This window comes from Selenomonas sp. oral taxon 149 str. 67H29BP (assembly GCF_000146365.1).
GTDB classification, from domain to species: domain Bacteria; phylum Bacillota; class Negativicutes; order Selenomonadales; family Selenomonadaceae; genus Centipeda; species Centipeda felix.
The window spans coordinates 663,057-688,153 of record NZ_GL397087.1 but is presented as its reverse complement, the minus strand read 5'-3'; the positions used below and the strand labels follow the sequence as shown (position 1 = coordinate 688,153).

Here is a 25,097-nt window from a genome sequence, read left to right as displayed (position 1 = left end):
CGACTGCTGTACGAAGGGGAACTACGTACAGCAGTCGCTTTTCTACGAAAATTACTTATTGATAATCAGCGCCATAAAGACGAGATCCTCGGTCTCGGAGGCATTGGCAATCGCGTGCACTTCGCCGTCCGCGCAGAATGTTGTCGTACCTGCGCCGATCTCGATCTCATTGCCATTGTCGTTGTAGCGGGCACGTCCCGAGAGGATGTGATACGTCTCCGTATTGCCCTCGTGCTTGTGTGCGCCCATCGACGCATGGGGCGGGATCGTCACACGCGCGAACATGGCGCACTTTCCGTCCAGTTCCTTTGGCGTGAGGAGCTTCTGAATGTGGATCGTACCGTTGCCGCCAAAGCGCTTCTCGGCATCAATGTGCTCTGATTCGATGATTGCCATGAGTGAATCTCTCCTTTGTCATTACACATAAAATTTGATACAATGAACGATAAAGCACGCAGAAGAACGTGCTATATTCTAAATATTCGCGGTGGAGGCGTGTTTTCCTTTTTATGATTTACATTTTAAAATTTGGGGCAGCATGGATTCTGCCGCCGGGGATTTTTGTTCTTGCTATGCTAGGGCTTGCTGTCTATCTATGGAAGAGACAGCATCAATCTCGTGCGGCTGTGCTGCTCTGTGCTCTGGCCGCCATGCTCTATCTCCTCTCCATCGGAGCCGTATCGGATCGCCTGATGGGGGAGCTCGAGCGGACGTATCCCGTGCCCGAGGCGCCGCAGGGCGATGTCATCATCATGCTTGGCGGCGGGGCAATCGCGGATGTGCAGGATGTGGACGGCACGGGGATGCTAGCACAGAGCCCGTCCTCGCGCCTTCTCGCGGTGTATCGCCTTCACCTGCGCACACATCTGCCGATCCTGCTCTCGGGCGGGCAGGTGTTCAGTGATACGGGCTCTGAGGCGGAGATCGCGCGGCGCGTCCTGCGCTCACTCGGCGTGCCGGACGATATGATCTATGTGGAGACGCGCAGCCTCACGACGGGGCAGAATGCACGCTATACGGCGGAGATCCTGCGGCGTGAGGGCTTTGTGCATCCGATTCTCGTGACCTCGGCGTTCCACCTGCCGCGCGCCGTGCTCAACTTTGAAAAACAGGGCATCACGGTGACCCCGTACCCCACGGACTTCTGGGTGAGCGGTGATCCGCAGCTCTATCTCATCAAGTTTGCGCCAAACGCAGGGGTGCTCTATACGAATACTGTGTACTTTCAAGAGAAACTGCGTACCATTGTGACGAGGTATCTCGAATGACGAAGAATATGACAGCGGGTGACCCCGCACGGCTGATCTTTTTCTTTGCGCTGCCTCTGATTGCAGGAAATATGATGCAGCAGCTCTATTCCTTTGTCGATACGCTCATCGTCGGGCGATTCCTTGGGGTGAATGCACTTGCCGCCGTTGGCTGTACGGGCAGTCTCATGTTCCTCGCGCTCGGCTTCATTATGGGATTCTGCACGGGGATCACCATCTATACGGGACAGCGGTTCGGCGCGGACGATGCGGCGGGCGTGTGCCGCAGTGCGGCGACGTGTATCCTGCTCGGCATATTGACAGCGCTTCTCCTGACCGCATTCGTCTTTCCGCTGACGCGGCCGCTGCTCATCCTTATGGAGACCCCGCCTGAGATTCTAGACGGGGCGGTGGACTTTCTCTCCATCATCTTTGCGGGGCTGATGGTATTTCTTCTGCTCTATTTGCAGAACTGCCTTATCCGTGCCCTCGGGGACAGTACGACACCGACAGTCATTCTGGGCATCACCCTTGCCATCAATGTCGTCCTCGAGCCGATTGCCATACTGGTGCTGGATTTGGGCATCCCAGGCGCGGCGGGTGCGACGGTTGCCGCACAGGCGATCGGCATGATCGTCTTTTTCCTCTACATACGGCGGCGCATCCCTGCACTCTGCCCCGCATGGCAGGACTGGAAACCAGATGCCTCGCTCCTCGCTGCGCATCTGCGGCTGGGGCTTCCGATGGGGCTGCAGTCCTCCGTGATTGCCCTCGGAGCGATCATCCTCCAAGTTGCCCTCAACAACCTCGGTGCACTGCCCGTGGCGGCATACGCGGCAACGCAGAAGATCGACGCCGTTGCCGTCATGCCCATGCTCTCCTTCGGCTATGCCATGGCGGCGTATACGGCACAGAACTACGGCGCACAGCAGTATGCGCGCATCCGTGCGGGTGTGCACGCCTGTCTCAAGATGTCTGCCGCCTTTGCCGTCGCCGTCGGTATTCTGCTTATCGTCTTTGGGACGCATCTGCTCGCACTCTTTGTCGGCGCAGATGCACAGGGGGCAGAGGAGGTCATTGCCTATGGGCAGACCTTCCTCACTGTCAACGGTTCGACGTACATTATTCTCGCCGTCCTGCTCGTCTACCGCAACGTCCTGCAGGGGCTCGGGCAGAGCGTTGTCCCGACGATCGCGGGGGCGATGGAGCTTGTCATGCGTGCCGGTGCGGCGATCTTCCTCTGCGCCCATCTCGGCTTTCTCGGCGCGTGTCTCGCCAATCCCCTCGCATGGATCGGTGCCGGTATTCCCGTCGCGATCGCGTACTTCTGGACGGAGAAGACGCTGCGAAGCACATAAGAGCAAAAGAATGGGACAGATGCAGAAAGAACTCCTGCATCTGTCCCATTCTTTTCCTCTTAATTTTTATAGTACCTCGCGCAGAATCCATGGAATGAGCGGTGTGCGGCAGGGCGGTGCGATGCGGTCTGCCGCCTCCTTTGCCACGTCGGCTGCGTCCTCGGGGGCGATGCCGATGTCTGCCATGCGCAGCAGTTCGACGTCGTTCTCGTAGTCGCCGCAGGCGATAATGCGGCGTCCCGCATACGGCGGCATCGTCCGCAGCACCTCTGCCATCGCACCCTTACTCGTACCGGGCGGGACAAATTCGAGGTAGTTCGCCTCCGAGTAGAACGATGTAGAGCATTTGTCAATGCCGAGCTCTGCGGCGAGCCGCTCGACGAATTTGAGATTGATCGGTGCGTCGCAGATGAAGAACTTCAGCCATGCCTCGTCTTCCACAGCGCGAAGCTCCGTATGGTTGACGTTGTAGAACTCATCCGTGAGGCGCGGATCGTCGTTTTCCTCGGGGCTGATGATGTGGCAGTGTCCCTCCGTGTAGACTTCGACGCAGGCACGCGGAAACTGGTAGAGGATGCGCGCGGCGAATGTGCGCCAGAGATCGCCGTCCAGTGTGCGCACATCAAGCACGCGGCCTTCCGTCAAATCCTTCAGCATGGCACCGTTGAAAAAGATGCTCGGTGCGTTGACCATAATGCCGTCCAGATAGGGGCGTGCTGCCTCGGGCGTGCGTCCCGTCGCAGCGGCAAAGGCTCCGCCCGCCGCTGTAAACGTGCTGAGTGCCGCAAGATTCTCGTCGGCGATTGCCTCGTGACGCGGAATCAGTGTCCCATCGAGGTCGCTGATGAGAAGGATGTCGTCATATCGTTTTTCGCTCATACTGCACCGATGTCTTTTAGATAGTTTTTCATCATCGCACGCCCATCGGGCGTAAGAATGGATTCGGGATGGAACTGGATGCCCTCGATGGGGAAGGTCTTGTGGCGTACGCCCATGATGGTGCCGTTATCCAGCTGACTCGTCACCTCCAGCACATCGGGCAGGCTTTCACGCTCGATAATGAGAGAGTGGTAGCGGGCGACTTGCGTATGTTCAGGAATACCTTGATAGAGCCCTGTGCCGCAGTGGCAGATGGGGGATGCCTTGCCGTGGACGATTTCTCCCGCACGGACGACGCGTCCGCCGAAGACCTCGCCGATGGCCTGATGCCCAAGGCAGATGCCGAGAATCGGGATCTCGCCGCCGAGCTGACGAATGACCTCCTCGGAGATGCCCGCGTCCTGCGGAATACCCGGACCAGGCGATATGATGACGCCGCGGTAGCCGTTCGCGCGAATCTCATCGATGGAAATTTTGTCGCTGCGGACGACCTCGACCTGCGCGCCGATGTCGCTGAACAGCTGATCGATGTTATAGGTAAAGGAGTCGTAGTTATCAAGCAAAAGCAGCATTGTTCTCGACCTCCTCTACCACCTCGAAGAGAGCCTTTGCCTTCTGCAGGATCTCGAGGTATTCCTTCTCAGGTACGGAATCCTTGACAATGCCGGCCCCCGCCTGGATGATTGCCGTATCGTCGCTTTCGATGCACATGGTGCGCAGGGTGATGCACATATCCATATTGCCCCGAAAGTCCATGTAGCCGACCGTTCCTGCGTAAAAGCCGCGTTCCTGCGGCTCGAGTTCGTGGATGATCTCCATGGCACGCAGCTTCGGCGCACCACTGACCGTACCGGCAGGGAATGTGGCACGCAGGACGTCCATGGGAGCATAGTGCGGGGCGATTTCACCGACGACACTGCTCACCATGTGGGAGACGTGGGAGAACCGTTCGACCGCCATCAGCTTTGGCACGCGCACCGTGCCTGGGACGCTGATGCGGCCGAGGTCGTTGCGTGCGAGGTCGACGAGCATGGCGTGCTCGGCACATTCCTTTTCGTCTGCACGCAGATCAGCAGCGAGACGCGCATCCTCCTCGTCGCTTGCACCGCGTTTTCGCGTTCCCGCGATGGGGTAGGTATAGACCGTGCTGCCCGCCACCTTGATCAGCATCTCAGGGGATGCTCCGACGAGTTTAACTGCGCCGAAGTTGTAGTAGAACATATAGGGGGAAGGGTTGACCTGCCGCAGCCGTCGATAGAAGAGGAACGGCGGGCGCGTGATCTTGGCGCGGAAGCGGAAGGAGGGCACTGCCTGAAAGATGTCGCCGGCATAGATATGCTCCTTGACCGCTTTGACCGTCTTCAGAAACTCCGTCGGTGCCGTTCCGTACTGTGCCATAAAGTCAATGGGCGCTGACCGTTTGCTCGGCGGTGCTGCAGGCAGGGGACAGGGGGCGGCAAGGCGGCTGCGCATGGCGGAAAGGCGTTCGGCAACCACGTCATACAGCTCGCCCGCATCATCCCCCTCCTTGATGTCGGCGAGGTAGTGCAGGCGTGCACTGTTGCGCAGCGCATCGTAGACGACAAGATAGCGGCACATCATAAACTGCCCGAGCAGCTGCTCATCGCCGAGATGAACGCCGCGTACGCGGTCGAACGTCGCAGCCGCCTCATAGGAGAAGTAGCCTGCCAGTCCGCCGTGGACGAGCGGCAGCTGTTCCTTGTCCTCCGCAGGGGTAAAGTGCGCCGCGTATTTCTTCATCGTATCATGCGGTGCACCCGAGATGCTCTTCATCAGGCCGTTTTCGTTGATGAGCAGCTTGTCAGCAAAGACCTGCACGCGCACGAATGGCTCGCCGCCGATGAAGGAGTAGCGCCCGAACTGCTGCTGTGTTGTATCGACGGACTCCATGATATAGCCTTTTTTTTCGCCGACCAGCTTATAGTAGATGGAGACGGGCGTGTCGAGATCCATCGTCAGCTCTGTGGAGACGGTGACGAGATTTGCCGTTTTTGCCGCTCTGATAAAATCCTCTTTGGTGTGGCTCAGCTTCATTGATTGATCTCCATGACGACCTCGCGCTCCTTACGCCCGAGAATCCAGCCGAGCACCTTCAGCTCCGCGTAGAGCATCTGCTGCTGCTCGCGGTTGTTCTCGCGGCTGTGTTTCAGCTGCTTGTATTGCTTGCGGCCGAGATTATAGCGTGCGAGGATCTCCGCCTCACTGCGCATTTTGTGGCGTCCGCCTGCGTGCATCCGCACCAGCTCCTCCACATCAGCATCGCTGTAGGTGGGGGGCGCGGGGGGCTTTGCCATCTGACGGACGAGGTCAGTGATCTCGTGATCGTTCATGCTCATGGCACTCTTCCTTTCTTCTTGGGGAAATACGGGCGTTCTTGGCGGTTACACGTTGGCTTCGCGCGCTTTCAGGTACCGGATCATGGCGTCGGCGGTATGTTTCGCCTCCTTGACGACCTGCACGACATTCCACGGGCCGAACACGACGTCGCCCGCCGAGAATACGCCGTCGCGGTCGGTCATGCCGTTCTCATCAACCTTGACCAGCCCCTTCTCGTTCAGATGAATGCCCGTCGTCGTGCGCACGATCTTATCCTTTGCCGCCTGACTTGCTGCGATGACCGTGCTGTCGGCAGGGATGAGATATGGCTCCCCCTCACTGATGAGCTTCTGGTTCTCGTCGAAGACGCGGTCGTACATCATGGGACCCTCGGGGGTGACAGAGTGAATGCCCTTTGCATACTGGATCTCACAGCCGTCCATGAGTGCGTATTCCAGCTCCCGTTCACTCGCGGAGATGCCGTTGCGCCGTGCGTAGATCGTGACATAGCGGCTCCCCTTGCGGATTGCCGTCCGCGCAACATCCATCGCGGAGTTGCCCGAGCCGATGACCGCGACGCGGTCGCCAAGATGGTATACGTCGGGGTTCTGGAGATAGTTGACGGCAAAGTGGCAGTTTCCGAGGGTTTCTCCATGGATGCCAAGACTTTTGGCACGCCATGCGCCTGTGCCCATAAAGATTGCCTCATAGCCGTCGCGGAAGAGGTCATCCACGCTGATTGCACCACCGATGGTTGTATTCGGGCGGATGTGGATGCCGAGCGTCAGGAGCTTCTCGGCATAGCGGTCAATCGTCGAGGGCGGCAGACGAAAATCAGGAATGCCGTAGCGCAGCATGCCGCCGATTTTCTGCATCCGCTCGAAGATGGTGACACCGTATCCCTCCTGTGCCAGCTTGACCGCGACGACAATGCCTGCAGGTCCTGCCCCGATGACGGCGACATTGTGCCCATTGTAGGACTTGCGTGCGAGGACGAGCTTGTCCAGGTAGGTGTCTGAAATGTAGTGCTCGATGCTCGAGATCTGAATGGGTGCGCCGCGCCGCCCCTGAATGCAGTGCCCTTCACACTGGGCATCATGGTCGCAGACCAGTGAACAGAACACACTCATGGGGTTGTTGTCGTAGAGCATCGCACCCGCCTCGTTGATCTTCCCGTCGAGGAAGAGGCGGATCATCTCAGGAACATTCGTCTGTACGGGGCAGCCCTGCAGGCGGCACAGCGGCTTTTTGCACTGAAGGCAGCGCCGCGACTCGTTAATGACGTGAACAGCCATATAGCTAATCCTTTCGTTTCGTCGTATCGCTTCTTAAAAGGGAAAATACACGAGCACATTATAACACAACTCGCTCACTCTGTCATAGCAAGCCGAAAAGAAACCATTTTTTTCGTATAGGAGCACTTTGCCTCTGAAAAATGTTTGCAAAGGATTAAAGCTCGTGGTAATATTTCTATAGCGGGGTTATGAATTGGGAGGGGTCATTATGCAATTCAAATCAATTCGAACAAAGTTTTTAGTATCTATCTTGCCTGTGATGCTCATTGGATTTTTTGTGTTCTTCGGCATCAGCTACAAGATGGCGAGCGATATGCTCGTGGCGGATGCGGATACGATCGGCAAGGGCGTCGGCAAGCAGGCAGCGCTTGAGGTGCAGCGTCTCTTTGATACGAATGAGGTGCATCTTGAGGTAGCGGCACGCTCCGATGCAATCCGGCATGGTGACGATGCGGCGAAGATGGCAAGGATGCAGGAGATCAAGCAGGACACCGATGTGTTCTCAAACATCTTCTATCTAGGTGTGGACGGCATCGGCTTTGACGCAGACGGCAGCGCCCTTGATCGTTCGGAACGGGATTACTTCAAAAAGGTCGTTCAGACACAAAAGACGGTGATCTCCGAACCGGTGATCTCTGCGATCTCCGGCAAGGTGGTCACAATCATTGCTGTGCCGGTCATGGAGAACGGTGTCCTCACGGGTATTGTGGCAGGGGTAGTCGGTCTCGACAATTTTAACGATACCCTGTCGAAGATGGCGACGTACCGTACAGGGCAGCTCGTTGTTATGGACGAGACGGGGCTCGTCATCATCCACCCAAATGAGCCGGCACAGGTCGGCAAGCTTGATTTCAGCAAGGAAGTATCGAGTGTTAAGATCTCGACGAGCCTCGTGGATGCCTTCAAGGCCGTGATCGACAAGGATGCACCTGTTCTCGCGCACTATGAGCGCGAGTCAGGCGAGGAGATGACGGGCACGCTTGTGCCGATTCACCTCGATGGGCGGCGCTGGGTCGTTATGTCAGAGGCGTCAGACAGTGAGATCCTTGCAGATGCCCATACACTGCTGATGGTGCTCGCGGGGCTGACGGTTGTTATCCTCCTCGTAATCTCGGTCATTATTTTCTTCGTTTCGAACAGTTTCGCGGCAAATGTTCAGAAGGCAGTTCGTGTCTGCGAGGTTATCAACAGCGGCGACCTGCGCGAAACGCCGAGGACGATTACCTCACAGGATGAGATGGGGCAGCTCTCGGACGGCCTGATCAAGATGCGTCATACACTCAATACGCTGATTCAGCGGATTCAGTCCAATGCGGCGGAACTTTCGACATCGGCAGAGGGCCTTACCGATGCTTCTCAGCAGTCTGCAGAGGCATCCAATCATGTTGCCGTGTCGATCACCGAGATCGCAGAAGGCGTAGAGCGTCAGTCGGAGGCTTCCTCCTCTGTCGCAAATGCCACGGCGTCCATTTCAAGCCATGCGGAGAAGATGTCGAAACAGGTCGGAACAGTAGCGGAGGTGACGAACAATACGGTAGAACGCGTCCGCGAGGGACGTCGCTCCATCGACGAGGTCGTCAAGTATATGGAGCAGATCAAGACCGGCTCGGAGACCGTGGATGCCGCAATCTCTGCGCTTGGCAAGAGTTCGGAGGAAATCAGCCACAGCGTCGAGGTCATCGGCAGCATTGCCGAGCAGACGAATCTGCTTGCTTTAAACGCTGCGATTGAGGCGGCTCGTGCAGGTGAGCACGGGCGCGGATTTGCCGTTGTTGCTGAAGAGGTCAGAAAGCTCGCCGAAGAGTCCGGTGAATTCTCGAAGAAGATCTCTGAGACGATGCAGTCCGTGCAGGCAGATATGGAACGTGCCATCGATGCAGGAAAGCACGGAGATGAGTACGTCGGGCATGGTCTGGACTCAGTCCGTACGGCGGATGAGGTGTTCCAGTCGATTGCAGAGTCAATTCAGCAGCTCGGCGACGGCGTGAAGGATATCACTGCAGGCATCCGAAAGATGGAGGATGAGACGCAGACGGTACGTGCACAGATCGAGGAGATCCAGAAGGTCAGCACAGCGAATGCGGACGGCGCACAGAACGTATCGGCGGCGACGGAGGAACAGTCTGCCTCGATGCAGGAGATTGCGGCATCAACGCGCCGCCTCTCGGGGCTTGCAGACGAGCTTGCGGATGAGACGAAGAAGTTCAAGCTCTGAGAAGTACGGATAGAGTGAAGCGGTCCGTACTTCCTTAAAACGTAAACTTCAATAAGGGTCGCTGCTCTTGCAGTGACCCTTTTCCTGTTGTATGATAGAAACATCGATGAAGGAGGCGTTTTCATGGGAAAAGCGATGATTATCGGTGCGGGCGGTGTGGCGAGCGTCGCCGTGCATAAATGCTGTCAGAATCCCGAGGTGTTTGAGGAGATCCTCATCGCCTCTCGTACGAAGTCAAAATGCGATGCGTTGAAGGCAAAACTGGATGGCGGCAAAACAAAGATTCACACCGCTGCCGTCGATGCAGACGATGTGCCTGCCCTGACGGCACTCATCAAGGATTTTGCGCCGGACGTTGTGCTGAATCTGGCACTCCCGTATCAGGATCTGCACATCATGGATGCATGTCTTGCGGCGGGCGTTCACTATGTGGATACGGCGAACTACGAGCCGGAGGATACGGCGAAGTTTGAGTATAGCTGGCAGTGGGCGTATGCTGACCGCTTCCGTGCGGCAGGGCTGACGGCTCTCCTCGGCTCAGGCTTTGACCCCGGGGTGACGGGCGTTTTCAGCGCCTATGCGATGAAGCATGAATTCGACGAGATCAACTACATCGACATCCTCGACTGCAACGGAGGCGACCATGGCTATCCCTTTGCAACGAATTTCAACCCGGAGATCAACATTCGAGAGGTGTCGGCAAACGGCAGCTATTGGGAGGACGGCGCGTGGGTCGAGACGAAGCCGATGGAGATCAAGCGCGTCTATGACTTTGCCGAGGTCGGCAAAAAGGATATGTACCTCCTCCATCACGAGGAGTTGGAGTCTCTCGCGAAGAACATCAAGGGGATCAAGCGCATCCGCTTCTTTATGACGTTCGGCGAGAGCTATCTGACGCATCTGCGCTGCCTCGAGAATGTCGGCATGACCTCGATCGATCCGATTGACTTTGAGGGAAAGAAGATCATCCCGCTCCAGTTCCTGAAGGCAGTGCTGCCCGATCCTGCGAGCCTTGGACCGCGGACGAAGGGCAAGACGAACATCGGCTGCATCTTCCGTGGGAAGAAGGACGATGCAGAGAAGAACTACTATCTTTACAATGTCTGCGACCATGAGAAATGCTACGCCGAGGTCGGCTCGCAGGCGGTCGCCTATACCACGGGCGTACCCGCGATGATCGGCGCGATGATGGTCATGACAGGGAAGTGGCGGAAACCCGGCGTCTTTAACGTCGAGGAGTTCGATCCGGATCCGTTCATGGATGCGCTGAATCGGTGGGGGCTGCCGTGGCAGGAGAGCCATGACCCCGTGCTGGTGGACTGATGGCGGCGAATGCATGGCGTGCGGAGTGGAATGAGGTTCCCACGCCGTCCTATCTCGTCTATGAAGAGCTCTTGGAGAAGAACCTCAAAGTCCTTGCCGAGGTCGCAGAGGATACGGGAGCAACGATTCTCCTCGCACAAAAGTGCTTCTCCATGTATCACTACTATCCGCTGATTGGGCGCTATCTGGCAGGGACGACAGCAAGCGGCATCTATGAAGCGCGCCTCTCGCAGGAGGAGATGGGCAAAGAAAACCACGTTTTTAAGCCCGCCTATGAGGATGAGGAGATCGAGCAGCTCGCGTCGATCTGCGATCATATCATCTTTAATTCGTTTTCCCAGTGGGAACGGTTCGGCACAGTGGCGCGTCTGCACGGTGCGTCCTGCGGGATGCGCATCAACCCCGAGTGCTCGACGCAGGATCATGCCATCTACGATCCGTGTGCACCGGGGTCACGCCTCGGCGTAAAGACTGCGGACTTTCGCGAGGAGATCCTCGCGGGGCTCGACGGCCTGCACTTTCATACGCTCTGTGAGCAGGGGGCGGATGCGCTTGAAGAGACGCTTGATGCCGTAGAGGAAAAGTTCGGGAAGTACCTCCATGGGATGAAGTGGCTGAACTTCGGCGGCGGTCACCATATCACGCGTGTGGGCTATGATATTTCCCTGCTCAAGAAGCTGATCCGCCGCGTACAGGAAAAATATCATGTGGCGGTTTATCTCGAACCGGGCGAGGCGGTTGCGCTGAATGCGGGATTTCTCGTCTCTGAGGTACTCGACGTACAGGCGGGCGGGAACGTGATCCTGAATACTTCCGCCGCCTGCCACATGCCGGATGTCATCGAGATGCCCTACCGCCCGCCTGTCGTCGGCGCGGGCGAAGCGGGGGAGAAGGCGCATACGTACACGCTGGCAGGTCCAACCTGTCTGGCGGGCGACACGATTGGGACCTACTCGTTTGACACGCCGCTGTGCATCGGTGACCGCGTTGTATTCGGCGATATGGCAATCTATACGATGGTGAAGAACAATACGTTCAACGGGATGCCGCTGCCGTATATCATTGCCGTCTCTCCGCAGGGAGAATGGGAGACGGTACGCACATTCGGCTATGATGATTTTAAGATGAGACTTTGACCAAAGGGGAGAACTGCTGTGAGGGCAGATTCTCTCTTTTTGGATAGATATTGCCTATGACAAACTAACTTGTGTTTATTTCTGCGCCGCCTTATAATATTCCCATAGAAGGGAGCAGATCGTATGAAAGAGAACGCGGAACTGAGCCGCAGAAACTTTCTCAAAGGGAGCGCACTTGCGTTGGGAGGACTCGTCGCCGCGCCGACACTGCTGACGGGCTGCGCCGCGAATCCCAACGATCACCTCATCCCGCCCAAGGCACCGGAAGGAGCACCGCCGCCCGCATGGCTCGGAACAGCACCGGAGATCCCGGCGGAGAAAATCAGCGATACGTACAGTGCGGACATCGTCATCGTCGGCGCAGGACTTGCAGGCCTGACGGCGGCGCGCGCAGCATCGGAGCACGGAGCATCCGTCCTCGTCATGGAACGCGCGAGCACATGGCAGTGCCGCAGCGGACAGTTCGGCACGATCGGCAACCGTTATCAGCGGGAGTTGGGCATCAGCTTTGACAAGAATGCCGCCATCCTCGAAAATATGAAGCAGATGGGCTACCGTGCTGATCAGCGCATGTGGAACTATTGGGCGGAGCACAGCGGCGAGGACTTTGACTGGATGCTCGACCTCGCGCCTGCCGTCCACGTGATGAAGGAGACGGATACAGAGCTCGACCGCACGAAGATCAACCTGCAGATGATGCACTATCCGCTCCCGTCGGGGTACAATCGCAGCGAGGAGAATAGCCCAACCTATCCGACCGTCATGACGCTCCTGCCGAGTCAGGAGCCGCTGCTGACGCTGGTCTATGAGAAATGCCTCGCGCAGGGCTGCAAGTTCATCTATGCAACGCGTGCCAAGAAGCTCGTCCGTGAGGAGGACGGCGGACGTGTGACGACAGTGATCGGCGAGGACATTCACGGGAAGATCGTCCAGTGTACGGCACGCAAGGCCGTGATTCTGGCGACAGGGGACTACGGCAACAACAAGGAGATGATGTCGTATTTTGTTCCATGGGCAGTCGATTATCTGAACGTATTCCCAAATCGCGACGCATGGGATACGCCGACGAATACGGGCGATGGGCATCGGATGGCGGCATGGGTCGGCGGCAAGATCGAGGACGGTCCTCACGCGCCGATGATCCATACGCTCGGCGGTCCGCTCGGTGTCGATGCCTATCTCCTGCTCAACGACGACGGACAGCGGTTCGTCAACGAGGACATTGGCGGCCAGCAGCTCTCCTGCGCCATTTATCGTCAGCGCGGCAGCTACGCATGGCAGATCTTCGATGACAACTGGCCGGAGCAGCTGGGCGCGATGGGCGTTTCCCACGGGAGCGTAAACCACTGCGTCTCTGCCGCCGAGAACCCGAAACTCCCGCCGGACTGCCAGTGGTCGCTCGGACGGACGTCCTATACCTCGCGCGAGGATCTGGATAAGACGCCGGGACTCATCAAGGCGGGCAGCATCGAGGAACTCGCGGCGGCACTCGCGCCGGACCGCCCTGCCGTACAGCGTACGATACTGGCGGAGATCGCACGCTATAACGAGCTTGCCAATGCGCATCAGGACCGGGATTTCGGTAAGGCCGCGAAGCGCCTCTTTCCCCTTGAGAAGCCGCCGTTCTATGCGGGCAAGATGCTTGGCGGGGCTCTCTTGGTCAATATGGGTGGACTGACGGTGAACCCCGAGGACGGCAACGTACTGGATGCAGAGTACCACGGCATCCCAGGACTGTATGCGGCCGGAAATACGCAGGGCGGACGCTTTGTGGGAGACTACCCCGTTGTGACGGCAGGCGTCAGCCATGCCTTTGCGCTCGTCTATGGGCGGCTTGTCGGCAACGTTGCGGCGCAGCTCTGAGAAAGGCGGGACAATGAAGATGTTTCAGAAATTCAAAGAGCCGCGTACCCTATTGGTGCTCGTGATCGTACTCGCAGCGTGCGGCTTCGGCGGACTCGCCATCCTTTCCCGGGTCAGTGCAAACCCTGCGTTCTGCGTGAGCTGTCACAATATGCGGCCCGAGTATGACAGCTATGCGCAGGGGAATCTGCTCGCAAAGCAGCACGCAGATGCAGGCGTAACCTGTCACGACTGTCATGAGCCGACGCTGCTCCAGCAGATGAATGAGGGCTGGCTCTTCGTAACGGGGAACTATGAGGACCCCATGCCGAAGTACGGCTATACGAATGAGCAGTGTCTCTCCTGCCACACCTTTGAGGGGATCAAACAGGCGACGGCGCAGTATGGCAAGGAAAATCCGCACGACCCCGTGCATCTGGCGGGCAATGAGAATCCGCAGAACTGTGCGGACTGCCATTCAATGCATCATCCGCAGTCGGCAAAGAAATGTACGGCCTGTCATCCTGTGAGCTGGAAACTGGATTCCAGTTGGGAGAAATAGGGGAGAAGGCAAAGTACCTTGACAATATCCATGTAAACAAAAATAATTATTAAAAAGTATAAATTTCTATTGACATGGAAAATCTTCCGTGCTATGATGTGACCATCAAAAGAACAACGATGGTCGTGCAAATGATAGACGGCCATTTCCATCAACAAAGGAGGATATTCATGTCACTCATTAACAAGGAAATCAGCGATTTTAAAGCAGATGCTTTCCAGAAGAAGGCAGGCGCACAGGGCGAGTTCACGCAGTACACAAAGGCGGATCTCAAGGGCAAGTGGAGCGTGTTCTTCTTCTATCCCGCAGACTTCACGTTTGTCTGCCCGACGGAGCTTGCGGATCTGCAGGACGAGTATGCAGCGTTCCAGAAGCTCGGCTGCGAGATCTTCGGTGTCTCCTGCGACTCCCACTTCGTCCACAAGGCATGGCATGAGAGCTCCGAGCTCGTCGGCAAGATCACCTATCCGATGCTCGCTGACCCGACGGCAAAGCTTGCACGCGACTTCGACGTCTACATCGAGGATGACGGGCGCGCTGAGCGCGGCACGTTTGTCGTGAACCCCGAGGGCAAGATCGTCTCCTATGAGGTAAGTGCGGGCAACGTCGGACGCAACGCGAAGGAGCTCCTGCGCAAGGTGCAGGCACTGCAGTTCGTCGCAGAGCATGGCGATGAGGTCTGCCCCGCACGTTGGAAGCCGGGTGAAAAGACGCTAAAGCCCAGCTTTGATCTTGTTGGCAAACTCTAAGCGTATGGAGTGGGGCACTTCGCGAGAGCGCTCGTGAGGTGCTTTTTCCTATGAGATGGAAAAGAGGCGGTTTTGTGGAAAATATGTATGATGCCGTGATTGTCGGCGGCGGTCCCGCAGGACTGTCTGCCGCAATCTATCTGGCGCGCGCGAAGTGCAAGGTGCTTGTCATCGAAAAGGAGAAGATCGGCGGGCAGATCACCATCACTGCCGACGTGGTCAACTATCCCGGGACAGGACGTGTGAGCGGCACCGAGCTTGCAGCGCAGATGGAACATCAGGCGCGCGGCTTCGGGGCGGAGTTCGTCAGTGCCGAGGTCACGGGACTGAAGCTGGATCAGGACATCAAGGAAATAGAGACGACCGCCGGTGCCGTACAGGCATTGAGCGTGATTCTCGCAACGGGCGCGAATCCGCGCCGGATTGGCTTTTCCGGTGAGGAGGAGTTCCGTGGGCGCGGCGTCGCCTACTGTGCGACCTGCGACGCAGAGTTCTTCACGGGGATGGATATCTTCGTTATCGGCGGCGGTCTTTCCGCCGTCGAGGAGAGCATCTTTCTGTCCCGTTACGGGCGTTCGGTCACGATTCTTGTACGCGGCGATAAATTCCGAGCACCGCAGACGACAGTGGATGCGCTCGCGGATTACGAGAACATCAGCGTGCGTTTCAATACCGTGGTGGAGCGTGTCGGCGGCGATGCAATGATCTCCTATGCAGATTTTCGCAACAATGCGACAGGTGAAGTCGAGCATCACATGGCGGAAGAGGGCGAGACCTTTGGCGTCTTTGTCTTTGCCGGCTACGTACCGAATACGGAGCTGTTTCGTGGACGGATCGATCTCAATGAGCAAAACTACATCATCACGAACGAGGACAAGGAGACGAATATCAAGGGCGTCTTTGCCGCCGGCGATGTCTGCATCAAGTCTCTGCGTCAGGTGGTGACGGCGGTCTCTGACGGTGCTGTCAGTGCCGTCTCGGCGGAGCGTCACGCGGCAGCGGTCCATGACCGCCTGAAACTGCCCTCGTTTCCGCGCTCCGGTGTGGATTCGAAGCGTTTTGAGCAGCGCAAGGCCTCCATCGAGAAGAAGTCGGCTGTCGGTGATGAGGAGGAAGGTTTCATCTCCGAGGAGCTGCGCGAGCAGCTGCTGCCTGTCTTTGATAAATTTGCCTCCACGGTTCGCTTGGTCGGTCGTTTTGATAGCGGCGCACTTTCGGCCGAGCTGCGCGGCTTTATGGATGAGTTCGCGAAGCTGTCGCCCAAGGTGAGCTGCACGGAGATCCCGATAGGCTCCGATGAAGAGCCGGGGATCGCCATCCTGTACGCGGACGGTACGCCGAGCGGGATCGTCTACCACGCCGTTCCGGGCGGCCATGAGTTCAACTCATTTATCCTCGCGCTCTACAATGTCGCAGGGCCGGGACAGGAACTTCGCGCTGATACGCGCGAGAAGATTGCACAGATCGCAGCACCCGCCGATGTCAAGGTACTCATGTCCCTCTCCTGCACGATGTGTCCTGATGTGGTCACTGCTGTGCAGCGCATTGCGGCGGAGCGTGCGGATGTGCGTGCCGATATTTATGACATTCGCTATTTCCCTGACCTGAAGAAAAAGTATAATGTCATGAGTGTTCCCTGCGTTATCGTAGGGGAGGAGGTTTTCTTCGGCAGGAAGCATATCGATGAGATTGCCGATATTTTGGTCAGTCGTGCCTAAGGAATCAGTGATTCCCTAATATGCTGCGCCTCTGAGCAGGGCGCAGAACGGCACTTTTGATAGATGTAATATATGTGTATTGTGTATTTGTGGAAGGAGAAACATGATGGAACTGAAGGGGTCACAGACGGAAAAGAATCTCTGGGCAGCATTTGCGGGTGAGTCGCAGGCACATACGAAGTACCTCTACTACGCTTCGCAGGCGCAGAAGGATGGCTATCAGCAGATCTCGGACATCTTTAACGAGACGGCGCGCAACGAGAAGGCGCATGCTAAGATCTGGTTCAAGCTCGTGCATGGTGTCGGCGACACAAAGGAAAATCTTGCCGACGCCGCTGCCGGCGAGCATGGCGAGTGGACGAGCATGTACCCCGAGTTTGCCCGTGTGGCGCGCGAAGAGGGCTTCGATAAGATTGCCCGTCTCTTCGACGCAGTTGGCAAGATTGAGAAGGAGCATGACGAGCGCTATAAGATCCTCCTCTCGAATGTGGAGGAGGGCAAGGTGTTCCGCCGCGATGAGAAGATCATCTGGCAGTGCCTGAACTGCGGCTATGTCTGCGAGAGCCCGCAGGCACCGGCAAAGTGCCCGGTCTGCGAGCATCCGCAGTCGTTCTTCCAGCAGCTTGTTCGTAACTACTAAGGAAGCGCTGCTTTGGCAGCGGAATACTAAAAAGCCTCGCCGTTTGGCGGGGCTTTTTGCTGTTATTAGGAAATAGCAATAAAACGATATGCTAAATCAGCCAGATGTTTCGTTATTCATAGTATTTCAGCAGACTCTGTGTTCCCTCTGTACCACTGCCGCTCTCCTCCAGGGAGCGCGCCTCACGCAGGACCTGCTCGAGTACGGGGAGGTCGATGCCGTATTCCCGGCTCGTCTCAGCACCGATGTTCATATCCTTAACGAAATGCTTGATCATGAACCCGGGAGCAAAGTCTCCATCAAGTGCTTTGCGGATCATGTTGCTCATCTGAAAGCTCGCGGCCGCACCGCCTGAGATGGAGGAAAACACCTTCTCAGGATCAAGTCCTGCAGCACGCGCATAGGCAAATGCCTCACAGGCGCCTGCGAGCGTCCCCGCAATGGCAATCTGATTCGCTGCCTTCGTCTTTTGTCCCGCGCCAGCAGCACCCTCATAGACGATATTTTTGCCCATCGCGGCAAAGATGGGCCGCATGGCGCGGAATGCGGCCTCGTTGCCGCCGACCAGAATGTTCAGCGTGGCGTTTCGCGCCCCCATATCTCCTCCCGTGACAGGAGCATCAAGGGCGTGGATGCCGCGTTTCTTCGCCTCCTCATAGATGCGGACGGCGAGCGAGGGAGAGGAAGTCGTCATATCGGCAGTGTATGTGCCTGCGGAAAGGTTTGCGAGAATGCCGTCCGTGCCAAGATAGATCTCCTCCACATCCTTTGGATAGCCGACGATGGTGATGACGGCATCCTGCCCCGCCGCGCACTTGCCCGGACTTTCGCAGTAACGTGCGCCGCGCGCAAGAAGCGGTTCCGCCTTGCTTTTCGTGCGGTTGTAGACGCTGAGCTCATAGCCTGCATCGATGAGATGTCCTGCCATCGCTGCGCCCATGATGCCGAGGCCGATGAATCCAATTTTTTTCATATCATTTCCTCCATTCTCCTTCATATACCTTCAGTGTAGCAGGATAAAGCAAAAAATCAAGGGAATCACGGATCATTGCAGGATTTTTTCAATGGATTCCGAATCTTATACATAAAGAATAGGAACGTTCAGATTTGAATTACAGTAGGAAGGACGGATGACGGATGCGATTGGAATTTTTAGGGGCAGCACATGTCGTTACGGGCTCGTGCTTTCTGATCCATACGGGTGACCATAAGTATCTGGTGGACTGCGGTATGTATCAGGGCACGCGGCGGCTGCGCGAGATGAACTATGAGCCATTCCCGTTCAACCCTGCTGAGATCGATGCGGTCTTTCTGACCCACGCGCACATCGATCACTGCGGGCGGATTCCGCGCCTCGTTCGTGAGGGCTTTGTGGGCAGAGTCTACGCCACGCGTGCTACCTGTGACCTCGTGCACATCATGCTGCCGGACTCGGCACATATCCAGGAGAGCGATGCGGAGATGCTGAACCGCAAGAACGCACGACGCAGCGAGGCGCCGATTACGCCGCTCTATACACAGGCAGATGTCTTTGCTGCATTGGAGCACTTTACGCCTGTACCCTATCAAGGGACGGTGGATCTGGGGCCTGTTTCTGTGACATTCCGTGATGCGGGGCATATTCTCGGCTCGGCGATCCTTGAGATCGTGGTGCGCGAGGGGATGCAGGAGTCCAAACTGGTTTTTTCGGGCGATCTTGGACAGCCGCATCAGCCGATCCTGCGCGACCCGGAGCCAATTGTGGGGGCGGACTTCCTCATTGTCGAGTCCACCTATGGCGATCGTATTCATCGCGACTATGACAAGGAGACGGCTCTGCTCGAGGTCATCCGCGATACGATGGACCGCGGCGGCAATGTTATCATTCCTTCCTTTGCCGTTGGGCGGACACAGACGCTCCTTTATTATTTCTACAATCTGTGGAAGGAGGGGCGTCTCGATGACGACATCCCGATCATCATCGACAGTCCTCTTGCGATTCAGGCGACGCGCGTCTTTCTCAAAAACTATGAGGAGTTTGACGAGGAGACGATTGCGTTCTTTGGGCATGAAGGCATGATTCCGGCGTTTCCGCAGGTACGTATCGCTGAGACGGCGGCAGAGTCGCGAGCACTCAACTCGGCAGAGGGCTCGGCGATCATCCTCTCCGCCTCGGGGATGGCGGACGCGGGGCGCGTGCTCCATCACCTGAAGCATAACCTCTGGCGGCCGGAGTCGACGGTGCTCTTCGTCGGTTACCAGGCGGAGGGGAGTCTTGGGCGGCGGCTGGTGGACGGCATCAAGCGCGTGCGCGTCCTCGGCGAGGAAATCGCCGTCAAGGCAAAGATCGAGGTACTCGACGGGTTCTCCGCCCATGCGGATGCAGCGCAGACCGTGGAGTGGATGCGTGCAGTCACCGCACCGCGTCCTGCAAAGGTATTTCTGGTACACGGCGAAGGGCAGGCACAGGAGGCTCTGAAGGAGCGCATCCAGGAGGAACTCGGGCTCGAAGTCTACGCGCCGTTCCTCGGCGATCTTGTAACGATTCAGGGGCGGAGTGCCGTTCTGATCCCGTCGAACAGTCCCGCCGTCTCCATCGAAGCGGAGATGGAGGATGCGCTGCGCGACTTCGACGCCGAGTATCGTCTTCTGCGCAAGTCGCTCATCCGTGCCGTCGTACGACAGCCGAAACTGATGGAGCCGCTCATCCGCGCCCTCCTGAAGGCGCGCACCTACTTCAAGAAACTCATCGCTCCGTACAACATCTGACGGGACAGCGCGGCAGAATGCCGTGAGCTGTGATGTCTGTGCTTGCATCTCTTTATGAAATACGTTAAAATAGGGAAGCCTTGAGAAGGGCTTTCCTATTTAATACAGAATGAAGGAAAGAGGGACATGTCCCTCGTTTTCCTATGGAAAATGATGGGTGGTGTAATAGTGGAATTACCATTTCGCGTCGGTGTAGATGTCGGCTCGACGACCATCAAGCTGGTCGTTATGGGGGAACAGCACGAAATTCTCTATAAGAATTACGCGCGGCATTTCTCAGAGATCGGCAAGGCGCTGCAGGAGAACCTGAGCCAGCTGCGCGATGTCGTCGGTGAGTCGAAGTTCTCGTTTGCTCTGACGGGGTCGGCAGGCATGGGCATTGCACAGCGCATCGGCCTGCCCTTTGTGCAGGAGGTTGTTGCGTGCGCCTCGGCAGTGCGGCGGCTCATTCCTGCTACTTCGACAGCCGTCGAGCTCGGCGGTGAGGACGCCAAGATCACGTACTTCGGCGATGCGCCGGAACAGCGTATGAACGGTGTCTGTGCAGGGGGGACGGGCTCCTTTATCGATCACATGGCATCCCTGCTCTCAACGGATCCAATCGGGCTGAATGCACTTGCCGAAAAGGGAAAGCGCATCTATGCAATCGCCTCGCGCTGCGGCGTCTTTGCCAAGACGGATGTTCAGGCACTCATGAACGACGGTGCGGAGAAGGCGGACATTGCGCTTTCGATCTTTCAGGCGGTGGTCAATCAGACCATCGGCAACCTCGCACAGGGGCGTCCCATTGAGGGCAAGGTCGCCTTTCTTGGCGGACCGCTTCACTTTCTCCCGGAACTGAAACGACGCTTTATCGAGACGTTGAAGCTTGACGAGGAACACGTCGTCAATGTGGATTATGGCAATTATTTCGTCGCGGTTGGCGCGGCGCTCTCCGATGATGCCAAGGCAACCGATATGCGGGAGATGGAGGCGTGCATTGCGCGTGCGGAGGCAGCTGCGGCAGCGGAAACGCGCACGGCGGACTTTGTGCTCTTTAAGGATGCAGCGGATTATGCCGCGTTCAAGGAGCGGCATGATCGGGATCGCGTGCGGCGCGGCGAGCTTTCATCCTATTGCGGTCCGGTCTGGATCGGCATCGATGCAGGATCGACGACGACGAAGCTCGTCGCCATCGGAAAAGACAAGGAGCTGCTTCACACCTATTACGGCAGCAATCAGGGTTCGCCGCTGTGCTCGGTCATCGAGGCACTGCGGGACTTCTATGATGTGATGCCCACGGGCTGTCACATCGCAGGCGCTGTGACGACAGGCTACGGCGAGGCGATTGTCAAGGCGGCACTTCATGCGGACGGCGGTGAGGTGGAGACCTTCGCCCACCTGCGCGCTGCACAGGAGTTCTGCCCTGAGGTGAGCTTTGTGCTCGACATCGGCGGACAGGATATGAAATGCTTCTTCGTCCAGAACGGCAGCGTCGGCAACATCACGCTCAACGAGGCGTGTTCGGCAGGCTGCGGATCCTTCATCCAGAACTTTGCCGAGGGGCTGCACATGACGCCGGCGGAGTTCGCCGCCAAGGCGATCGACGCAAAGGCACCCGTTGACCTCGGCACGCGCTGTACCGTCTTTATGAATTCCAAGGTCAAGCAGGCGCAGAAGGAGGGGGCGGAGGTCGCCGACATCTCGGCGGGCATTGCTCTTTCTGTCGTGAAGAATGCTCTCTTTAAGGTCATGCAGCTGAAGGATGTTCATGCCCTCGGCGACCACATTGTCGTGCAGGGCGGGACGTTCTACAACGATGCCGTCCTGCGCTCCATCGAGAACCTGCTCGGCAAGCACGTTATCCGTCCTGACATCGCAGGGCTGATGGGCGCATACGGCGCGGCGATCCTTGCGATGGAGGCGGGGACGGAGCACTCCTCTCTGCTGGGCGCGGAGGAGCTGGGCGCGTTTTCCTCCAAGACGAGCACCTACCGCTGCGGAAAATGCGGCAACAAGTGCCTCATCACGATGCAGCAGTTCCCCAATGGGGAGCGTTACTTTACGGGCAACCGCTGCGAGCGCGGCATCGGCGGTGAGAAGGCAGCGGATGAGACGCCGAACATCTACAAGTTCAAGTATCGCCGTCTCTTCAAGCACTATAAGTCGCCGGATGAGCCGCGCCGCGGCCGCATCGGCATCCCGCGCACGCTCAATATGTACGAGGACTATCCGTTCTGGTTTACCTTCTTTGATCGGCTTGGTTACGGCGTCGTTCTTTCAGGAAAGTCCTCTCCTCAGCTGTTCTATAAGGGTATGGCGACCGTTCCGTCGGATTCCCTCTGCTACCCGGCAAAGCTTGCCCACGGGCATATTGCCGACCTCATCGAAAAGGGCGTCGATACGATCTTCTATCCGTGCGAACCGCACAACATGGAGGACAAGACCGACTCGTCGGCGAACAACTATAACTGTCCGATTGTCGCATCCTATGCGGAGAACATCCGCATCAACATGGATGTCCTGCGTGAGAAGAACATCCGCTTCCTGCAGCCGTTCCTGCCCATCAATGACCGCAAGCGCATGATCGAGCGGTTGGTGGAGGAGTTTGGAACAGCCGAGGGCATTGGCAGGGCGGAGATTACCGCGGCAGTTGATGCCGGCTATGCCGAGGTTGAGCAGTATCGTCAGGATGTCCGTGACTATGGGCAGAAGATCCTCGACCGTATTGAAAAGACGGGCGAGCACGCCATCCTGTTAGCGGGTCGTCCCTATCATATTGATCCCGAGATCAATCACGGCATCCCCGAGATGATCCAGTCCTATAAGCTGCCGATTCTCTCCGAGGATGCAGTATACCACATGCCGGTCAGCAAACGGCGTCTGCAGGTCGTCAATCAGTGGAGTTATCATGCACGTCTTTATCATGCGGCACAGTTCGTTGCGGAGCATCCGAATGTTACGCTGATCCAGCTGAGTTCCTTCGGCTGCGGTCTCGATGCACTCACGACGACAGAGGTACGCGAGATCCTCGAGTCGCATGAGCGCATTTACACGATGATCAAGCTCGATGAGGTGTCAAACCTCGGCGCAGCGCGCATTCGTCTGCGCTCGCTGATCGCGGCTCTCGCGCGGCGGGAGATGCCCGCCTACCATGACGTGCCTGTCATCGAGCGCCCGCGCTTTACCGAGGACTGCCGGAAGACGCATACGATTCTCGCCCCACAGATGGCACCGATTCACTTTGATCTGTTCCGTACGACGATGAGAAAGCACGGCTATAACGTCGTCATTCCGCCGATGCCGGACAAAGCAGCCATTGACCTTGGTCTGCGCTATGTGCACAATGATATGTGCTACCCTGCCATCGTCGTCATCGGACAGCTCCTCGCCGCACTGAAGGCGGGACTGTGCGATCCCGATCACACGAGCATTGCGCTCTTTCAGACCTGCGGTGCCTGCCGTGCGACCAACTACCTCGGTGTCCTGCGCAAGGCGCTGCGTGATGCGGGTTTCCCGAACGTTGCGGTCTTTGCCGTGCGCGGTCTTCCCGAGGAGACGGATTCCTTTGCATTCAACCGCGAGATGATGGTCGACGCCATCAAAGCGGCGATCTACGGCGATCTCCTGATGAACGTGCGCAACCGCATGATGCCGTACGAAATGGTCAAGGGGAGTACGCAGGCGGCGTATGAGAAATGGATGGCGCGCGCAAAGGGGGAGCTGCTGCACGGCAGCATCTTCAAGTTCCGCCGCATGGTGAAGGACATTGTGCGTGACTTTGACCATATCCCCATCGACGAGACCTTGTGGAAACCAAAGGTCGGCATCGTCGGCGAAATCCTCGTCAAGTACCACCCCGTCGCGAACAACGACATCGAAAAGGTACTGATGGGGGAGGGGGCAGAGGTCGTGATGCCCGACTTCGTCGACTTCTTTCTGTACTCCGCCTACGACCCGATCGCACAGCACAAGCTGCTCGCTGGCTCGTACAAGGATCGTCTCTATGGACGTATGTTTATCAAGGTGATCGAGTTCTTCCGCGCACCAATGCGCAAGGCGCTGAAGGAGAGCCGTCACTTCCGTCCGCCGCAGTCTATCGACCATACGGCGGAACTCGCAGCACGCCACGTCAGCCTCGGCAACATGGCGGGGGAGGGATGGTTCCTCACAGGTGAGATGGTCAAGCTCATCGAGGAGGGCGTCCCCAACGTCGTCTGCCTGCAGCCGTTCGGCTGTCTGCCGAACCATATTACGGGCAAGGGCGTTATGCACGACCTGCGTAAGGCGTATCACGGCGCAAACATCACGGCGATCGACTGCGATGCGGGCTCGAGTGAGGTCAACCAGCTCAATCGCCTGAAACTGATGCTTGCCGTGGCAAAGGAGCGTCGCCCGCAGGGAGCGGAGCATCCTGAGGCGCAAATGGATCGGGCGGTCAATTTGCCTAAATAGTACCGAGTTTATCAAAGAGATACTGTACGATGTGCAGCATCTCTTTTTTTTACAAAAACTCGTTCTGCGAACAAATTTTTCGCAAAGATGCGTTCGAAAATACTTGACCGAACATCTTTTCTGTGTTATCTTATATACGAACAAAAGTTTTAAGAATGTATATGCGATATGAGTGTTCGGAGGTACGGATATGAGACGCAGAAAAACACGCAGAACAGTGAATAAGAAGCGCGTCGGACTTCTCTTCGGCGTAATCGCGCTCATCTGGATGGGAGTTTCTGCCCTGCATCTGACGAATCCCTATCTGCGCTCGGCGGACTTTGTTGAAGTGTCCGTAGCACATGGGGAGAGCGTCTGGTCGATTGCACAGACCTACTCGGCAAAAGAATCCACGGCAAAGGATCTTGAGGAAGCAATCATTGAGGTGAACGATCTGCCGCCCGACGGCACAATCCATGCGGGGAGACATCTTCGCATCCCCGTGATTGCCCCATCAGAGCAGCTGCAGGCGATGGCAGAACACAAATCCCTTGACACAGAGAATTGACCGCCTTATAATGACCTTACCGATTAGGGTGGAAACTTATGGGAGCACGAAATTACGGTGCTTCCCG

General features: G+C 57.2%; 20 protein-coding genes. 13 read left to right on the top strand and 7 right to left on the bottom strand.

The window, feature by feature from the left end; genetic code table 11:
- Positions 1-51 precede the first annotated feature (51 nt).
- Entirely contained in the window at positions 52-396 is a 345-nt protein-coding gene (locus HMPREF9166_RS03300) for a cupin domain-containing protein (protein WP_009442643.1), read from the bottom strand.
- A gap of 113 nt (positions 397-509) precedes the next feature.
- On the opposite strand from HMPREF9166_RS03300, the gene HMPREF9166_RS03295 reads away from it, so the two are divergent.
- Both HMPREF9166_RS03295 and HMPREF9166_RS03290 read left to right on the top strand, forming a co-directional pair.
- Entirely contained in the window at positions 510-1,268 is a 759-nt protein-coding gene (locus tag HMPREF9166_RS03295; protein ID WP_009442642.1) for a YdcF family protein, read from the top strand.
- Complete coding sequence (locus HMPREF9166_RS03290; RefSeq protein ID WP_009442641.1) at positions 1,265-2,605, top strand: MATE family efflux transporter; 1,341 nt, start codon at positions 1,265-1,267, stop codon at positions 2,603-2,605. Before HMPREF9166_RS03295 ends, HMPREF9166_RS03290 begins: the two co-directional genes overlap by 4 nt.
- Before the next feature lie 66 nt (positions 2,606-2,671).
- Here HMPREF9166_RS03290 and HMPREF9166_RS03285 read toward each other — a convergent pair whose 3' ends face one another.
- The 5 genes from HMPREF9166_RS03285 to HMPREF9166_RS03265 are packed head-to-tail and all read right to left on the bottom strand — an operon-like array spanning position 2,672 to position 7,116.
- The gene (locus HMPREF9166_RS03285; RefSeq protein WP_009442640.1) at positions 2,672-3,484 is read right to left on the bottom strand and encodes an HAD-IIB family hydrolase; all 813 of its coding nucleotides are present in this window, start codon (positions 3,482-3,484) and stop codon (positions 2,672-2,674) included.
- Positions 3,481-4,056, bottom strand: a complete 576-nt coding sequence (locus HMPREF9166_RS03280; RefSeq protein WP_009442639.1) for an aminodeoxychorismate/anthranilate synthase component II — start codon at positions 4,054-4,056, stop codon at positions 3,481-3,483. The genes HMPREF9166_RS03285 and HMPREF9166_RS03280 overlap by 4 nt, the downstream gene beginning before the upstream one ends.
- Positions 4,040-5,539 (bottom strand): anthranilate synthase component I family protein, encoded by a 1,500-nt coding sequence (locus HMPREF9166_RS03275; RefSeq protein ID WP_009442638.1) that lies wholly within the window; start codon positions 5,537-5,539, stop codon positions 4,040-4,042. Before HMPREF9166_RS03275 ends, HMPREF9166_RS03280 begins: the two co-directional genes overlap by 17 nt.
- Positions 5,536-5,841 carry a hypothetical protein gene (locus HMPREF9166_RS03270; RefSeq protein ID WP_009442637.1) on the bottom strand — a complete coding sequence of 102 codons (306 nt, stop codon included), beginning with the start codon at positions 5,839-5,841 and terminating at the stop codon, positions 5,536-5,538. The genes HMPREF9166_RS03275 and HMPREF9166_RS03270 overlap by 4 nt, the downstream gene beginning before the upstream one ends.
- A 45-nt stretch (positions 5,842-5,886) precedes the next feature.
- On the bottom strand, positions 5,887-7,116 hold the full coding sequence (locus HMPREF9166_RS03265; protein WP_009442636.1) for an FAD-dependent oxidoreductase: 1,230 nt from the start codon (positions 7,114-7,116) through the stop codon (positions 5,887-5,889).
- 208 nt (positions 7,117-7,324) lie between these two features.
- Here HMPREF9166_RS03265 and HMPREF9166_RS03260 point away from each other — a divergent pair, with 208 nt between their 5' ends.
- The 8 genes from HMPREF9166_RS03260 to rbr all read left to right on the top strand — a co-directional run bounded on the left by HMPREF9166_RS03260 (position 7,325) and on the right by rbr (position 17,301).
- Positions 7,325-9,331 carry a methyl-accepting chemotaxis protein gene (locus HMPREF9166_RS03260; RefSeq protein ID WP_009442635.1) on the top strand — a complete coding sequence of 669 codons (2,007 nt, stop codon included), beginning with the start codon at positions 7,325-7,327 and terminating at the stop codon, positions 9,329-9,331.
- A gap of 123 nt (positions 9,332-9,454) precedes the next feature.
- On the top strand, positions 9,455-10,654 hold the full coding sequence (locus HMPREF9166_RS03255) for a saccharopine dehydrogenase family protein (RefSeq protein WP_039980920.1): 1,200 nt from the start codon (positions 9,455-9,457) through the stop codon (positions 10,652-10,654).
- Positions 10,654-11,790, top strand: coding sequence for a carboxynorspermidine decarboxylase (gene nspC, locus HMPREF9166_RS03250; protein ID WP_009442633.1), 1,137 nt, complete (start codon positions 10,654-10,656; stop codon positions 11,788-11,790). Before HMPREF9166_RS03255 ends, nspC begins: the two co-directional genes overlap by 1 nt.
- Before the next feature lie 123 nt (positions 11,791-11,913).
- On the top strand, positions 11,914-13,653 hold the full coding sequence (locus HMPREF9166_RS03245; RefSeq protein WP_009442632.1) for an FAD-dependent oxidoreductase: 1,740 nt from the start codon (positions 11,914-11,916) through the stop codon (positions 13,651-13,653).
- A 13-nt stretch (positions 13,654-13,666) separates the two neighbouring features.
- Entirely contained in the window at positions 13,667-14,194 is a 528-nt protein-coding gene (locus HMPREF9166_RS03240; protein WP_009442631.1) for a NapC/NirT family cytochrome c, read from the top strand.
- Between the two features lie 170 nt (positions 14,195-14,364).
- Positions 14,365-14,943 carry an alkyl hydroperoxide reductase subunit C gene (ahpC, locus tag HMPREF9166_RS03235; protein WP_039980918.1) on the top strand — a complete coding sequence of 193 codons (579 nt, stop codon included), beginning with the start codon at positions 14,365-14,367 and terminating at the stop codon, positions 14,941-14,943.
- A gap of 83 nt (positions 14,944-15,026) precedes the next feature.
- Positions 15,027-16,661, top strand: a complete 1,635-nt coding sequence (locus HMPREF9166_RS03230; RefSeq protein ID WP_175279246.1) for an FAD-dependent oxidoreductase — start codon at positions 15,027-15,029, stop codon at positions 16,659-16,661.
- A gap of 106 nt (positions 16,662-16,767) precedes the next feature.
- Complete coding sequence (gene rbr / locus HMPREF9166_RS03225) at positions 16,768-17,301, top strand: rubrerythrin (protein ID WP_039980914.1); 534 nt, start codon at positions 16,768-16,770, stop codon at positions 17,299-17,301.
- Positions 17,302-17,413: 112 nt separating this feature from the next.
- Here the strand turns inward: rbr and HMPREF9166_RS03220 are convergent, their stop codons facing one another.
- Positions 17,414-18,274 carry an NAD(P)-dependent oxidoreductase gene (locus HMPREF9166_RS03220; protein ID WP_039980911.1) on the bottom strand — a complete coding sequence of 287 codons (861 nt, stop codon included), beginning with the start codon at positions 18,272-18,274 and terminating at the stop codon, positions 17,414-17,416.
- A gap of 164 nt (positions 18,275-18,438) precedes the next feature.
- Between HMPREF9166_RS03220 and HMPREF9166_RS03215 the strand changes: the two genes are divergently transcribed.
- The 3 genes from HMPREF9166_RS03215 to HMPREF9166_RS03205 all read left to right on the top strand — a co-directional run bounded on the left by HMPREF9166_RS03215 (position 18,439) and on the right by HMPREF9166_RS03205 (position 25,030).
- The gene (locus HMPREF9166_RS03215) at positions 18,439-20,049 is read left to right on the top strand and encodes an MBL fold metallo-hydrolase RNA specificity domain-containing protein (protein WP_009442626.1); all 1,611 of its coding nucleotides are present in this window, start codon (positions 18,439-18,441) and stop codon (positions 20,047-20,049) included.
- A 126-nt stretch (positions 20,050-20,175) separates the two neighbouring features.
- The gene (locus HMPREF9166_RS03210; protein ID WP_009442625.1) at positions 20,176-24,483 is read left to right on the top strand and encodes a 2-hydroxyacyl-CoA dehydratase; all 4,308 of its coding nucleotides are present in this window, start codon (positions 20,176-20,178) and stop codon (positions 24,481-24,483) included.
- A gap of 190 nt (positions 24,484-24,673) precedes the next feature.
- Positions 24,674-25,030 carry a LysM peptidoglycan-binding domain-containing protein gene (locus tag HMPREF9166_RS03205; protein WP_050749692.1) on the top strand — a complete coding sequence of 119 codons (357 nt, stop codon included), beginning with the start codon at positions 24,674-24,676 and terminating at the stop codon, positions 25,028-25,030.
- Positions 25,031-25,097: the final 67 nt, after the last annotated feature.